General features: G+C 68.7%; 10 protein-coding genes. All 10 read left to right on the top strand.

The annotated features are described in order from the left end of the window. Nucleotides 1–39 precede the first annotated feature (39 nt). The 10 genes from JIW86_RS15985 to JIW86_RS15940 all read left to right on the top strand — a co-directional run bounded on the left by JIW86_RS15985 (nucleotide 40) and on the right by JIW86_RS15940 (nucleotide 14,217). Nucleotides 40–3,351 carry an AfsR/SARP family transcriptional regulator gene (locus JIW86_RS15985; protein WP_257554333.1) on the top strand — a complete coding sequence of 1,104 codons (3,312 nt, stop codon included), beginning with the start codon at nucleotides 40–42 and terminating at the stop codon, nucleotides 3,349–3,351. A 361-nt stretch (nucleotides 3,352–3,712) separates the two neighbouring features. Then, nucleotides 3,713–5,335 (top strand): peptide ABC transporter substrate-binding protein, encoded by a 1,623-nt coding sequence (locus JIW86_RS15980; protein ID WP_257554332.1) that lies wholly within the window; start codon nucleotides 3,713–3,715, stop codon nucleotides 5,333–5,335. A 96-nt stretch (nucleotides 5,336–5,431) separates the two neighbouring features. Then, nucleotides 5,432–6,379 (top strand): ABC transporter permease, encoded by a 948-nt coding sequence (locus JIW86_RS15975; protein WP_215145095.1) that lies wholly within the window; start codon nucleotides 5,432–5,434, stop codon nucleotides 6,377–6,379. Continuing rightward, a complete protein-coding gene (locus tag JIW86_RS15970; RefSeq protein ID WP_215145097.1) occupies nucleotides 6,372–7,328 on the top strand; it encodes an ABC transporter permease in 957 nt (318 codons plus the stop codon). The genes JIW86_RS15975 and JIW86_RS15970 overlap by 8 nt, the downstream gene beginning before the upstream one ends. Before the next feature lie 13 nt (nucleotides 7,329–7,341). Further along, nucleotides 7,342–8,397 carry an ABC transporter ATP-binding protein gene (locus JIW86_RS15965; protein ID WP_257554331.1) on the top strand — a complete coding sequence of 352 codons (1,056 nt, stop codon included), beginning with the start codon at nucleotides 7,342–7,344 and terminating at the stop codon, nucleotides 8,395–8,397. Continuing rightward, on the top strand, nucleotides 8,390–9,442 hold the full coding sequence (locus JIW86_RS15960) for an ABC transporter ATP-binding protein (protein ID WP_215145101.1): 1,053 nt from the start codon (nucleotides 8,390–8,392) through the stop codon (nucleotides 9,440–9,442). The genes JIW86_RS15965 and JIW86_RS15960 overlap by 8 nt, the downstream gene beginning before the upstream one ends. 140 nt (nucleotides 9,443–9,582) lie before the next feature. Beyond that, nucleotides 9,583–10,521 (top strand): GNAT family N-acetyltransferase, encoded by a 939-nt coding sequence (locus JIW86_RS15955; RefSeq protein WP_257554330.1) that lies wholly within the window; start codon nucleotides 9,583–9,585, stop codon nucleotides 10,519–10,521. Nucleotides 10,522–10,628: 107 nt separating this feature from the next. After that, nucleotides 10,629–12,263 carry a peptide ABC transporter substrate-binding protein gene (locus JIW86_RS15950; RefSeq protein WP_257554329.1) on the top strand — a complete coding sequence of 545 codons (1,635 nt, stop codon included), beginning with the start codon at nucleotides 10,629–10,631 and terminating at the stop codon, nucleotides 12,261–12,263. 30 nt (nucleotides 12,264–12,293) lie between these two features. Further along, nucleotides 12,294–13,217: an ABC transporter permease gene (locus JIW86_RS15945; RefSeq protein ID WP_215145107.1), complete on the top strand. Its 924-nt coding sequence runs from the start codon at nucleotides 12,294–12,296 to the stop codon at nucleotides 13,215–13,217. Next, nucleotides 13,210–14,217 (top strand): ABC transporter permease, encoded by a 1,008-nt coding sequence (locus tag JIW86_RS15940; protein ID WP_257554328.1) that lies wholly within the window; start codon nucleotides 13,210–13,212, stop codon nucleotides 14,215–14,217. Before JIW86_RS15945 ends, JIW86_RS15940 begins: the two co-directional genes overlap by 8 nt. The last annotated feature ends 6 nt before the right edge of the window (nucleotides 14,218–14,223 follow it).

Genomic DNA, 14,223 nt, shown 5'->3' with positions numbered 1-14,223 from the left:
CCCCCAACGCCCGTTCGGGCGTTGGGGGAGGGGTGCGGGTTGTTCCACTATCGGGTCCTGGGGCCGTTGGACGTCCGGCGCGCGGGCGAGTCCATAGCGATCACGGCTCCGAAGGAGCGCGATCTGCTCGCCCTGCTCCTGCTGAACGCCGACCGTCCGGTTCCGGCCGAGGAGCTGATCGACGGGATCTGGGGCGGCGAGCCCCCCTCGACGGCCCGCACCACACTGCAGAACTACGTCAAGCGGCTGCGCCACGCCCTGCACGGTTGCCGCGCCGACGGTGAGGTACTGGCGACCCAGCCCGGCGGGTACGTGCTCCGGCTGGACCACGGAGTGCTGGATCTACGGGAGTTCGAGCTGCTGACCCGTGGTGCGGCCGAGGCGTCGGAGCGCGGGGACGACGCCACTGCGTCGGCGCGGCTGCGGGCGGCGCTGGCACTGTGGCAGGGGGAGGCCCTGGCGGGGAGCCGCGCGGACCGGCTGACCCAGGTCGAGGCGCCCCGGCTGAACGAATCCCGGATGGTCGCCTTCGAGAACCGGGTCCAGGCGGACCTGCGGCTGGGCCGTCATGCGGACGTCATCATCGACGTCCAGTCCGCGATCGTGGGCCACCCGCTGCGGGAGCGGCTGCACGGCCAGCTGATGCTCGCCCTGTACCGCTCGGGCCGCCGGGGCGACGCGCTCACCGCCTACCAGCAGGCGCGCGCCCAACTGGTCCACGACCTGGGACTGGAGCCCGGCCCGGAACTGGCCGCCTTGCACCGGCGCGTCCTGGCCGGCGACCCGGAACTCCTGGAGCCGCGCGCGCCGCGGACCGAGCCGGGCGCGTCGCGGGCCGCAGGGCGCTCCGCGGGCGCGGCGTCCGGGCAGCTGTCGGGGCAGGCGCCGCCCGCCCAACTGCCCGGATCCACACCGGCCTTCGCCGGGCGAGCGGACGTACTGCGCCGGCTCGACGCGATGCTGCCGGCCGGCGGAACCGTGCCTTCTGGGGTGGTGCGGATCGGGCTGATCACCGGGCAGGGCGGCGCGGGGAAGACGGCCCTCGCGGTCCACTGGGGCCATCGCAGACGGGACGCCTTCCCGGACGGACAGCTCTACGTCAACCTCCGCGGTCACGATGCGGGCCGGCCGCTGCGGTCCATCGACGCGCTCGGCGGCTTCCTCCAGGCCTTCGGCGTGCCGGCGCAGCACATCCCGGTGGAGGAGGACCGGGCGGCGGCGCTCTACCGCTCCCTGTGCGCGGGAAAGCGGATGCTCGTCGTCCTGGACAACGCGCGCTGCGCCGATCAGGTCCGCCCGCTCTTCCCGGGCAGCTCGGAGTGCCTGGTCCTCGTCACCAGCCGGGACTCGCTGGCCGGCCTCGTCGCACGGGAAGGCGCGGCTCCGCTGCCGCTGCGGACACTGGAACCCGGCGAGGCCGAGGAAGTACTGCTCAACATCATCGGTGCGGCCCGGGTCCATGCAGAGCCCGAGGCGGCCGCCGTCCTCACCGCCGCCTGCGCCTACCTGCCGCTCGCCGTCGCGATCACGGCGGCCGACCTGGCCGTCCACCCGGACCGGTCCCTCGCCGACCAGGCGGCCCGGCTGGCCGGGGACCGGCTGGGGGCACTGCAGGTTCCGGGGGACGAGGGGACCGCCGTCCGCGCAGTGCTCGACATGTCCTTCGCCACGCTCTCGCCGGCCGCCGCCCGGATGTTCCGTCTCTTCGGGATGGTCCCCGGTTGCGACGTCCCGCTGCGGGCCGCCGCGGCGCTGGCCGGTGCGGAGCTCCCCGCCGCCGCCCGGCTGCTGGAGGAGCTGGTCCGGAGCCACCTGCTGGAGGAGCACGCGCCCGGCCGGTTCACCTTTCACGATCTGCTGCGCGCCTATGCCGTGGAACGGGTCCGGGAACAGGAGGGGGAGGAGGGGCAGGCGGCCGCCCTGGACCGGCTGCACTCCTGGTACCTGGGGAGCACCGACAACGCCGTGCGGCTGCTGCAGCCCGAGACCGTGCGCCTGCCCGTGGAGGCCGCCGGCGAGGCGCTCGGCTTCGACGGCGCCGGTGAGGCCCTGGAGTGGATGGACGCGGAACGGCCGAACGCCGTGGCCCTGGTGCAGCGCGCCGCGGAACACGGTCCGCGGCAGCTCGCGTGGACCCTGGCCGATGCCCTGCGCCCGTACATGATGCGGCGGGCCTACGCGGTCGACTGGCTCGCCGTCGGGACGGCGGGCCTCGCCGCGGCCGAGGCGGACGGGAACCTGGCCGGCCAGGCGGCCGCACACCGCAGCCTGTCGAGCGCGTACCTGAACCAGAGCGACTACGACAGGTCCATGGTCCACGACCACCGGGCTCTGGAGCTCTACCGTGCGACCGGATCGACGCAGGGCCAGAGCTCCGCCCACAACAGCCTCTGCATCGCCACCTGGTACGTGGGCGATCTGAACTGTGCCCTGCTCCACGGCGAGCAGTGTCTGGAGCTCTCCCGCAGTACGGGCTTCCTGGTCGGCGAGGCGATCACGATGGGCAACGTGGGGGCGATCCTGCATGAGACGGGTCGGCTGGCCGAGGCCGAGGAGCGGCTGATCCAGGCACTGGCCCGCTACGAGGAGCTGGGGCTCCAGACGGCCATGGCGATCGCCGAGCGCAATCTCGGGGCGGTCCTCTTCGAGAGCGGGCAAGCGCAGCGGGCGCGTGGAGCCCTCGAACGGGCGGCCGCGATGCAGCGACGCCTCGGCAACGAGACCGACCTCGCATACACCTTCTTCTGGCTCGCTCTGACCATGATCCAGTCGGGCGACCGGGCGGGCGCCCTCGACCACATCGATCAAGGGTTCGAGATCGCGACCGGTGAGGCGCGCGCGGAGTCGTACCTGTACGTCGGGCGGGCCCTGCTCTCGCAAAGCCTCGGCAACCACGGCACCGCCCTGCACCACTTCGGTACGGCGCGCGACCTGGCCCGGCGCTGCAACGCCCGTACCCCCGAGCTCCGGGCCCTGCTGGGGCTGGCCGAGAGCAGCCTGAGGCTGGGGCGGCACACGGAGGCGGCCGGGTTCGCGGAGGCGGCGCGGGAGCCGGCGAGCCGCAGCGGATACGGGCTGTTCCATGCCAAGGCGCTGATCCTGCTGGCCGAGCTGGACCTGAACGGCGGCGAGTTCGAGGCCTCCGCGCGACGGGCCGGGCAGGCGGTCGATCTGCAGCCGGAGGCCGGCCACCGGGCCGGCCGGGCCGATGCCCTGGTCGTCCTGGGGCACGCCCGGCGGGGTGCGGGTGATGAGAAAGGGGCCCTGCGGTCCTGGACGGATGCCCTTGACCTGTACGAGGCTCTCGGTGCCGGGCCGGCCGGGGAACTGTGTGCCCTGATGGCCCGTTGACAGAGCGGTGTGACGTTCACTTTTGTCAAGCGGATTTAGGGGTTCACGTGTCCGCATACCGACCGTGACGCTCCGGAAGGTGAACTAACCGTCCGTTTCGCACGTGTCTGTCTCCTATCCGTTTGTCCGGATTTCGGGTTTTCGACATGGGGCGATGTTGTGAAAACGAGACCACTTAAGTGTGGTTTACGGTCTAGGCGTCCCTGAGGATGGCTCCATTGAGCTCGGGTCAATGGGTCACGCGCTGTGGGGAGCGCCGACTCACGAGCACACACGATGGGGCCGGAAATCGCTGTCAGGGGTGTCAGCGAGTGCCGGGCCCTTCACGTATCGACAGTGACTCCTGAGGAGGCAATTACCCATGCGCGGAGCAACGAGCGCCAAGTGGGTCGCGGGTGCCGTCATCGTGGCGATGGCTGCCACGGCCTGCAGCACCAGCAAGGACGAGGCCGGCAGCAAGTCCGGTGGAAACATCACCGTGGTGCTCGGCGAGCCGCAGCACGGTCTGGTCGGTCAGAACACCGCCGAGTCCGAAGGCGCTGAGGTTCTCAACGCGCTCTTCAAGGGCCTCGTCGAGTATGACAACAAGACCAACGAGCCGAAGCTCGCGGTCGCCGAGTCCATCACCACCACGGACTCGAAGACCTGGACGATCAAGATCAAGGACGGCTTCACCTTCCACAACGGCGAGAAGGTCGACGCGCAGTCGTTCGTCCGCGCCTGGAACTGGGGAGCCAACCAGGACAACGCCGCAGAGGGCCTGCCCTTCTACGACAAGATCGAGGGCTCCGAGGAGCTGGCGCCGGGCAAGGACAAGAAGCCCACCGCCACCGAGCTCAAGGGCCTGAAGGTCGTCGACGAGAAGACCTTCACCGTCTCGCTGAAGGCTCCGTTCTCCCAGTTCAAGACGATGCTGGGCTACAACGCCTTCTACCCGCTGCCGAAGGCCTTCGAAGCCGACCCGAAGAAGTTCGGCGAGGCCCCGATCGGCAACGGCGCCTTCCAGATGGACGGCACCTGGGAGCACAACAAGCAGATCAAGATCAAGAGGTACGACAAGTACCCCTCCGAGGGTCGCGCCAAGCTCGAGGGCGTCACCTTCAAGATCTACGACAACCTGGACACCGCGTACAACGACCTGCGCGCCGACACCATCCAGATCGTCGACAAGCTCCCGATCTCGGCGATGGCCACCGTCTCCCAGGAGTTCGGCGACCGTTACCTCTACAAGCCCGAGTCCGGCGTCGGCTACATCGGTCTCCCGCTGAAGACGAACCCCGAGGCGTTCGGCAAGGTCGAGATCCGCAAGGCCATCTCGATGGCCATCGACCGGGAAGCCATCACGAAGACCATCTTCAACGGCACCCGCAAGCCGGCCGATGACTTCATCAGCCCCATCGTCCCGGGCTACCGCAAGGGCGCCCTGGGTGAGGTCGGTACGTACAACCCGACCAAGGCCAAGGAGCTCTACACCCAGGCCGGTGGCATCCCCGGCAACAAGCTGGAGCTCGGCTACAACGCCGACGGCGGCCACAAGGAGTGGATCGAGGCCGTCGGCAACCAGCTGAAGGCGAACCTCGGCATCGAGGTCACCGCCAAGCCGTTCACCAAGTTCGGCGACATGCTGACCGAGCTGGGCGACCAGAAGTACAAGGGCGCCTTCCGCATGGCGTGGTCCATGGACTACCCGGCGGCCGAGAACTACCTCCGTCCGATCTTCTCCAAGATCGCGATCGACAACGGCTCCAACTACGGTGCCTACGTCAACGAGGAGTTCGAGACCGTCATGGACAACGCCGACAAGGCGACGGACCCGGCAGAGGGCCTCAAGCTGTACCAGCAGGCCGATGACATCATCATCAAGGACCTGCCGTACATCCCGGTCTTCACCTACATGTCTTCCTCGGCCTACTCCAAGTCCGTGAAGAACGTTGAGATCGACGCCCAGGGCCGCATGGACCTGGCCACGGTCGAGCTCAACTAACACCCTTCTTCACACCAAGGGGACAACGGGGGCGGGCAGACGGAATCAGGTTTCCGTCTGTCTGCCCCTTCCCCCTGCTCTTCTGCTGGAGGTCTGATGGGCCGCTACCTCATCCGCCGACTCATACAGGCGATCCCTGTTCTGCTCGGTGCCACGTTCCTGATCTACACGTTGACCTTCCACATGCCGGGAGCTGACCCGATTCAGCTCCTCGCGGGTGACAAGAAGGCCGACCCGCTCGTCGCGGCGATGCTGCGCGAGAAGTACCACCTCGACGACCCGTTCCTGATGCAGTACTGGAACTACATCAGCGGCGTCTTCCAGGGCGACCTCGGTGAAACCCTCACCGGCCGCAAGGTGATCGACCTCATCACCGAAGCGTTCCCGTACACGGTGAACCTCGGTCTGATCGCTTTCATCATGGAGGCCATCGTCGGCGTCCTCGCCGGCGTCATGGCCGCGCTGCGCCGCGGGAAGTTCCTCGACCAGCTGGTGCTGCTGTCCACCCTGATGGTCATCTCCATCCCCGTCTTCGTCACCGGCTTCGTGCTGCAGCTGACGCTCGGCGTGGAGCTCAAGGACGCCTGGGGCATCGACTTCTTCCCGGTCTCCTTCAACGAGGCCGACGGCATCCGTGCCTATCTCCTCCCGGCGTTCGTCCTCGCCTCGACCTCGCTGGCGTACGTGGCCCGACTGACCCGGACCAGCCTGATGGAGACGATGCGCGCGGACTACGTCCGCACCGCGACCGCGAAGGGCCTGCCCCGTCGCCGCGTCGTCGTGAACCACGCGCTGCGCAACGCGCTCATCCCGATCGTCACGTTCCTCGGAGCCGACCTCGGTGGCCTCATGGGCGGCGCGGTCATCACCGAGCGCATCTTCAACATCCACGGCCTCGGCGGTCTGCTCGCCCAGTCCGTGTACCTCAAGCAGGGCGCCGTCGTCGTCGGCGGTGTGACGCTCCTGGTCCTCATCTACCTCGTCGCCAACCTGCTGGTGGACCTGCTGTACGCCGTGCTCGACCCGAGGATCCGCTATGCGTGACACAACTACGGTGGGGGATGAGTTGACCGACACCCAGACCACCGGAGCCCCCGCCACGAGCGCCCCGGTCAAGGGCAACGGCAAGAAGAAGAAGGACCGCGAGGCCAGCCTCTGGTCCGACGCGATCCGCGACCTGCGCCGCAACCCGATCTTCCTGATCGGCACCGTGCTGGTGCTGGCCATGCTGGTCCTGTCGGCCGTGCCGCAGTGGTTCACCGACGGCAGCCCGTTCGACGCCACCGCCTGCACCCTGCAGAACTCGCTCAAGACCCCGAGCGCGGACCACTGGTTCGGTTTCGACATCCAGGGCTGCGACGTCTACACGCGTACCGTCTGGGCGGCCCGGAACTCCGTGATCGTCGGCGTCGTCACCACCACCCTGGTGATCATCGTCGGCGGCGGCCTCGGTCTGCTGGCCGGCTGGCTCGGCGGAATCGCCGACAGCGTGCTGTCCCGCTTCGCCGAGATCTTCTTCGCGCTCCCGCTGCTCCTCGGCGGCATGCTGATCATGTCCGCCCTGCCCGGCAACGCCTGGACGGTCTCCATCGTTCTGGCCACCCTCGGCTGGCCGCAGATCTTCCGCATCATGCGGTCCTCGGTGCTGCAGAACAAGAACAACGACTACGTGATGGCCGCCCGCGCCCTCGGCGCCGGCGCCTGGCGCATCACGATCCGGCACATCCTGCCGAACGCCGTCGCCCCCGTCATCGTGGTCGGCGCGATCAGCCTGGGTGTGTACATCTCCGCCGAGGCGGCCCTGTCGTACCTCGGTATCGGCGTCCAGCCCCCGGAGATCTCCTGGGGCCTGATGGTCAGCGACGCTTCCGTCCGCTGGCTCCAGGCTCCGCACGTGCTCCTCTTCCCGGCCGGCGCGCTGAGCATCACGGTGCTCGCGTTCATCATGGTCGGCGACGCGGTGCGCGACGCCCTCGACCCGAAGCTGCGCTGAGGAAGGGCGTACGTTGACCATCATCGACAAGACCTCGAACGTCCCCGCGCCCCGCTCGGCGCCGGAGGGCATCCCGCTGCTCGAAGTGCGAGACCTGCACGTCGAGTTCCACACCCGCGACGGTGTCGCCAAGGCCGTCAACGGTGTCTCGTACTCCGTGAACGCCGGCGAGACCCTCGCCGTCCTCGGTGAGTCCGGCTCCGGCAAGTCCGTGACGGCGCAGGCCATCATGGGCATCCTGGACATGCCCCCCGGCAAGATCCCGTCCGGCGAGATCCTGTTCCAGGGCACCGACCTGCTGAAGCTCCCGGCTGAGGAGTTCCGCAAGGTCCGCGGCCAGAAGATCGCGATGATCTTCCAGGACGCGCTGTCCTCGCTGAACCCGGTGCACACCGTCGGCGCCCAGCTCGGCGAGATGTACCGCGTCCACCGCGGGATGTCCAAGAAGGACGCCACGGCCAAGGCCGTCGAGCTCATGGACCGGGTGAAGATCCCCGCCGCCAAGGCGCGCGTGGGTGACTACCCGCACCAGTTCTCCGGCGGTATGCGCCAGCGCATCATGATCGCCATGGCGATGGCCCTGGAGCCGGACCTGATCATCGCCGACGAGCCGACCACGGCTCTCGACGTGACGGTCCAGGCCCAGGTCATGGACCTGCTCGCGGAGCTCCAGCGCGAGATGAACATGGGCCTGATCCTGATCACCCACGACCTCGGCGTCGTCGCCGACGTCGCGGACAAGATCGCCGTCATGTACGGCGGCCGGATCGTCGAGAACGCCCCGGTCCACGAGATCTACAAGAACCCGGCGCACCCGTACACGCGGGGCCTGCTGGACTCGATCCCGCGCCTGGACCAGAAGGGCCAGGAGCTCTACGCGATCAAGGGCCTGCCGCCCAACCTGCTCAACATCCCCTCGGGCTGCGCCTTCAACCCGCGCTGCCCCAAGGCGCAGGACATCTGCCGCACCGACGTGCCGGTCCTGCACCAGGTGACCGCGCAGGACGGCACCGAGCTGTCCGGCCGCACCAGCGCGTGCCACTTCTGGAAGGAGCAGATCAATGGCTGAGCTCACCAAGAACGTCACCGAGCGCGAGCCGATCCTCCAGGTCCGCAACCTGGTCAAGCACTTCCCGCTGACCCAGGGCATCCTGTTCAAGAAGCAGGTCGGCGCGGTCAAGGCGGTCGACGGGATCTCCTTCGACCTCTACCAGGGCGAGACCCTCGGCATCGTGGGCGAGTCCGGCTGCGGCAAGTCCACCGTCGCCAAGCTCCTGATGAGCCTGGAGACCGCCACCGCCGGCGAGGTCTTCTACAAGGGCCAGGACATCACCAAGCTGTCCGGCCGGGCCCTCAAGGTCGTCCGCCGCAACATCCAGATGGTGTTCCAGGACCCGTACACCTCGCTGAACCCGCGCATGACGGTCGGCGACATCATCGGGGAGCCGTACGAGATCCACCCCGAGGTGGCTCCCAAGGGCGACCGGCGCCGCAAGGTCCAGGAACTCCTGGACGTCGTGGGCCTCAACCCGGAGTACATCAACCGCTACCCGCACCAGTTCTCCGGCGGCCAGCGCCAGCGCATCGGCATCGCCCGCGGCCTCGCGCTCAACCCGGAGATCATCATCTGCGACGAGCCGGTCTCCGCGCTCGACGTGTCGGTGCAGGCGCAGGTCATCAACCTGATGGAGAAGCTCCAGGACGAGTTCAACCTGTCCTACGTCTTCATCGCGCACGACCTGTCGATCGTCCGGCACATCTCGGACCGCGTGGGCGTCATGTACCTCGGCAAGATGGCCGAGATCGGCACGGACACGCAGATCTACGACCACCCGACGCACCCCTACACCCAGGCGCTGCTGTCGGCGGTCCCCGTCCCGGACCCCGAGGTCCGCGAGAACCGCGAGCGCATCATCCTCACCGGCGACGTCCCGTCCCCGGCCAACCCGCCGTCGGGCTGCCGCTTCCGCACCCGCTGCTGGAAGGCCCAGGACAAGTGCGCCACCGAGGAGCCGCTGCTGGCGATCCCGGAGCGCTTCAAGGGCCAGGACACCTTCGCCGCGCACGAGTCGGCGTGCCACTTCGCGGAGGAGAAGGCCATTCTGGCCGTCTGATCCGCACCGCGCACGACCGAACGGCCGGCCCCCGGCGCCACTCATCGGCGCCGGGGGCCGGCCGTTTCGGCTGCCAGGTGGAAATGCCGTGCGGAGAAAGCAGGTTGCGGCCGCCGCCCGGGCGGGCCGACAGTGGGGCGATGACCGCCATGCTGACCGTCCGGCCCGCCGGGCCCGGGGACGCGTCCGACATCTGCGCCCTGCTCAACGCCGTCGACGTGATCGAGATCGGCCGCCCGGAAACCGACCTGGGCACCGTCGAGGCCGACTTGAACCACCCCGACGTCGATCTGGCCACCGACTCCTGGCTCGCCTTCCAGGACGGCCGGCTCGTCGCGTACGCCCTCGTCTGGTCGGACTCCGGGCCCGGCCAGGTCGACGGGGACCACTACGTCCTGCCCGCCCACCCCGAGGCCGCCCTCCGGCTGCTGGAGCTCATGGAGGCCCGGGCCCGCGAACTGGCCGCCGGGGCCGGGCAGGGCCGGCTGCGGCTCCAGCTCAACATCAAGCCCACCCTCGACCTCTCCCTGCTCACCGGTCGCGGCTACCGCTCCGTACGCCGCTACCAGGTCATGACCCGCGCCGTGCACCCGGCCACCGACCTCCCTCCCGCCCCGCCCGCCGGGCTCACCCTGCGCGACTGCTCCGCCGACGAGGCCGACCGCCACCGGGCCCACGCCCTGGTCGAGCAGACCTTCGCGGCGCACTTCGGCCATGTGGAGCGCGCGTACGAGCCCTGGCTGGACCATCTGGACGCGCGCAGGCTCGACTGGTCCCTGGTGTGGATCGCCTCCCTGCCCGGCGAGGGCGACGTGGCCGTGCTGCTCAGCCGGGACGACCGTACGAGCATGGGCTGGCTCAGCCACATCGGCGTACGGGAGGACCTGCGCGGCCGCGGCATCGGCGGCTACCTGCTCCGCCACGGCTTCGCGGCCTACGCGGCACGCGGCCGGGACACCGTCGGCCTCGGCGTGGACATCCACAACGAAACCGGCGCACTCGGGCTCTACGAGGCGCACGGCATGGGCCTGCACTACGCGGTCGACACCTGGGAGCTGCCTTTGCACTCGCAGGGGTGACAGGCGGCGGACGCGCGGGTGCAATCGGTCCAACAGGGGGTGTGCGCGAACCCGCATAGTGTGACATAGGGCCCTAAGCGAGTCTTGGGATCCCTAGGAGGCACTCCATGCGCGGAGCCACCCACGCCAAGTGGGCCGCATGTGCGATGGCCGTCGCCCTCGCGGCGACGGCCTGCGGCGGCGGAAGCGACGGCGGCGGAGGCGGTGGCGAGGGCGCGGGGATCGTGAGCTCCTCGTGGGGTGACCCGCAGAACCCACTGGAGCCCGCCAACACCAACGAGGTGCAGGGCGGCAAGGTGCTGGACATGCTCTTCCGGGGCCTGAAGCGCTACGACCCGAAGACCGGCGAGGCGCTGAACTTCCTCGCCGAGAAGATCGATACCACCGACAGCCAGAACTTCACGATCACGCTGAAGGACGGCTGGAAGTTCAGCAACGACGAACCCGTCACCGCCCAGTCCTTCGTGGACGCCTGGAACTACGGGGCGGACGTGCGCAACAAGCAGAACAACTCGCCGTTCTTCTCGGACATCGTCGGCTACGAGGACCTGCACCCGGCCTCCGGCGAGCCCAAGGCCAAGACGATGAAGGGCCTGGTCGTCAAGGACCCCAAGACCTTCACCGTCGCACTGAAGGCGAAGTTCTCCACCTGGCCCGAGACCCTCGGCTACCAGGCCTTCTCCCCGCTGCCCCAGGCCTTCTTCACCGACCACAACGGCTGGCTCGCCAAGCCGGTCGGCAACGGCCCGTACACGGTGGACTCCTACACCAAGGGCACCGGCATGAAGCTGCGCAAGTGGGACGGCTACCCCGGTACGGACAAGGCGCAGAACGACGGCGTGGACCTCAAGGTCTACACGGACAACAACACCGCCTACACCGACCTGATCTCCGGCAACCTCGACCTCGTCGACGACGTCCCGGCGCAGCAGTTGAAGAACGTCGCGAACGACCTCGGCGACAGCTACATCAACCAGCCGGCCCTGATCATCCAGACCCTCACCTTCCCGCTGTACGACCCGCAGTGGAACAAGGAGGGCTCGGAGAAGGTCCGCCGCGGCATCTCGATGGCGATCAACCGCGACGAGATCACCAAGCAGATCTTCCGGGACACCCGCACCCCCGCCAAGGACTGGACCTCCCCGGCCCTCGGCGAAAAGGGCGGGTTCAGCGCCACCGCGTGCGGCGACGCCTGCACCTTCAACCCCACCGAGGCCAAGAAGCTCATCCAGGAGGGCGGCGGACTGCCCGGCGGCAAGGTCACGCTGACCTCCAACGTGGACACCGGCTCGCACCGCGACTGGATGGACGCCGTCTGCAACAGCATCAACAACGCCCTGGGCGAGGGCCCGGTCTGCACGGTCAACCCCATCGGCACCTTCGCCGACTTCAGGAACCAGCAGAGCAGCTTCAAGCTGACCGGCCCCTTCCGCTCCGGCTGGCAGGCCGACTACCCGCTGATCCAGAACTTCCTGCAGCCGCTGTACTACACCGGCGCCTCCTCCAACTACGGCAAGTTCAGCAACCCGGAGTTCGACAAGCTCGTCGACCAGGCCAACCAGGAGAGCGACTCCGCCAAGGCGACCGCCACGTTCCAGAACGCCGAGAAGATCCTCGCCGACCAGATGCCGTCCATCCCGCTCTGGTACCAGAACGGCAGCGCCGGGCACTCGGAGCGGATCACGGACGTCGCGCTCAACCAGTTCAGCGTGCCGGTCTACGACCAGATCAAGGTCAGCTGACCCACCGACGGATCGATCCTGGAGCAGTCCATGGGACGTTATGTGATCCGGCGGCTGCTCCAGATGATCCCCGTGTTCATCGGCAGCACCTTCCTGATCTTCTTCATGGTGTACGCGCTCGGTGACCCGGTCGCGGCCCTCTTCGGCGACAAGGCGCCCGACCCGGCCACCGCCGCGCGCATCCGCAAGGACCTCTACCTCGACCGCCCCCTGTGGGAGCAGTACCTCCACTACATGGGCCAGATCTTCCAGGGCGACTTCGGAACGGCCTTCAACGGCCAGCCCGTCACCGAGCTGATGGCGACGGCCTTCCCGGTCACCCTGCGCCTGACCGTCATCGCGATCCTCATCGAGATCGTCTTCGGCATCACCTTCGGCGTGGTCAGCGGACTGCGCCGCGGCAAGTCCATCGACACCTCCGTGCTGGTGATGACCCTCGTCGTCATCTCGGTGCCCACCTTCGTGACGGGCTACCTGCTCCAGTACCTCTTCGGCGTCAAATGGGGCTGGGTCCGGCCCACCGTCTCCCCGGACGCCCCCTTCAACGAGCTGATCCTGCCCGGCATCGTCCTCGCCCTGGTCTCGCTCGCGTACGTGACCCGGCTCTCGCGCACCTCCATCGCCGAGAACGCCAAGGCGGACTACGTCCGCACCGCCACCGCCAAGGGACTGCCGCGCCACAGGGTCATCACCCGCCACCTGCTGCGGAACTCGCTGATCCCGGTGGTCACCTTCATCGGCACCGACATCGGCGCGCTCATGGGCGGCGCCATCGTCACCGAGCGGATCTTCAACATCCACGGCGTCGGCTACCAGCTCTATCAGGGCATCCTGCGCAACAACTCCCCCACCGTGGTCGGCTTCGTGACCATCCTCGTCATCGTCTTCCTGCTGGCGAACCTGCTCGTCGACCTGCTCTACGCGGTCCTGGACCCGAGGATCCGTTATGCCTGAGCCCGAGCCGCCCGCCTACGACCCGCTGGAGCCCGGAGAGGGGGAAGCCATCGCACCCACCGGCGCGGGCGGGCCCATGGATCTCGCGCTGGACGAGGCCGAGAGCCTGGAGAAGACGCTCGGCGACAAGCCGGCCGGCTCCGGGCCCAAGGAGAAGCCCCGCTCCCTGTGGTCCGACGCCTGGCACCAGCTGCGTCGCAACCCCGTCTTCGTCATCTCCTCGCTGGTGATCCTGTTCCTCGTGGTCATCTCGATCTGGCCGCAGCTCATCGCCAGTGGCGACCCGCTGCAATGCGACCTGTCCAAGTCCCAGCAGGGCGCCTCACCCGGCCACCCCTTCGGCTACGACACCCAGGGCTGCGACGTGTACACGCGTACCGTCTACGGCGCCCGCGCCTCCATCACCGTGGGCGTGTGCGCCACCCTCGGCGCCGCCCTGCTCGGCTCCGCACTCGGCGGGTTCGCCGGCTTCTTCGGGGGCTGGGGGGACTCGCTGCTCTCCCGGGTCGCGGACATCTTCTTCGGCATCCCGGTGATCCTGGGCGGCCTGGTCTTCCTGTCCGTCGTCACCAGCACCACCGTCTGGCCCGTGGTCGGCTTCATCGTGCTGCTCGGCTGGCCGCAGCTCGCCCGCATCGCCCGCGGCTCGGTGATCACCGCCAAACAGAACGACTACGTCCAGGCCGCCCGCGCGCTCGGCGCCGGCAACGCCCGGATGCTGCTGCGGCACGTGGCGCCCAACGCCATCGCGCCCGTCATCGTCGTCGCCACCATCGCGCTCGGCACCTACATCGCCCTGGAAGCCACCCTGTCCTTCCTCGGCGTCGGCCTGCGCCCGCCCACCGTCTCCTGGGGCATCGACATCTCCAACGCGGCCTCGCAGATCCGCAACGCCCCGCACATGCTGCTCTGGCCGGCGGGCGCGCTCAGCCTGACCGTGCTCGCCTTCATCATGCTCGGCGACGCGGTGCGCGACGCCCTCGACCCCAAGCTGCGCTGAGGAGCC

The sequence above is a fragment of the Streptomyces sp. NBC_00162 genome (genome assembly GCF_024611995.1).
In the GTDB taxonomy this organism is placed as follows: Bacteria; Actinomycetota; Actinomycetes; order Streptomycetales; family Streptomycetaceae; genus Streptomyces.
Note: the sequence above shows the minus strand (reverse complement) of the source record. Positions and strands in the feature narration are given on the sequence as shown.

What these genes read in the sequence shown, in the direction of transcription:
- JIW86_RS15980 (WP_257554332.1), top strand. Translation starts at nt 3,713, where the DNA reads ATGCGCGGAGCAACGAGCGCCAAGTGGGTCGCGGGTGCCGTCATCGTG.
- JIW86_RS15975 (WP_215145095.1), top strand. Translation starts at nt 5,432, where the DNA reads ATGGGCCGCTACCTCATCCGCCGACTCATACAGGCGATCCCTGTTCTG.
- JIW86_RS15970 (WP_215145097.1), top strand. Translation starts at nt 6,372, where the DNA reads ATGCGTGACACAACTACGGTGGGGGATGAGTTGACCGACACCCAGACC.
- JIW86_RS15960 (WP_215145101.1), top strand. Translation starts at nt 8,390, where the DNA reads ATGGCTGAGCTCACCAAGAACGTCACCGAGCGCGAGCCGATCCTCCAG.
- JIW86_RS15955 (WP_257554330.1), top strand. Translation starts at nt 9,583, where the DNA reads ATGACCGCCATGCTGACCGTCCGGCCCGCCGGGCCCGGGGACGCGTCC.
- JIW86_RS15950 (WP_257554329.1), top strand. Translation starts at nt 10,629, where the DNA reads ATGCGCGGAGCCACCCACGCCAAGTGGGCCGCATGTGCGATGGCCGTC.
- JIW86_RS15945 (WP_215145107.1), top strand. Translation starts at nt 12,294, where the DNA reads ATGGGACGTTATGTGATCCGGCGGCTGCTCCAGATGATCCCCGTGTTC.
- JIW86_RS15940 (WP_257554328.1), top strand. Translation starts at nt 13,210, where the DNA reads ATGCCTGAGCCCGAGCCGCCCGCCTACGACCCGCTGGAGCCCGGAGAG.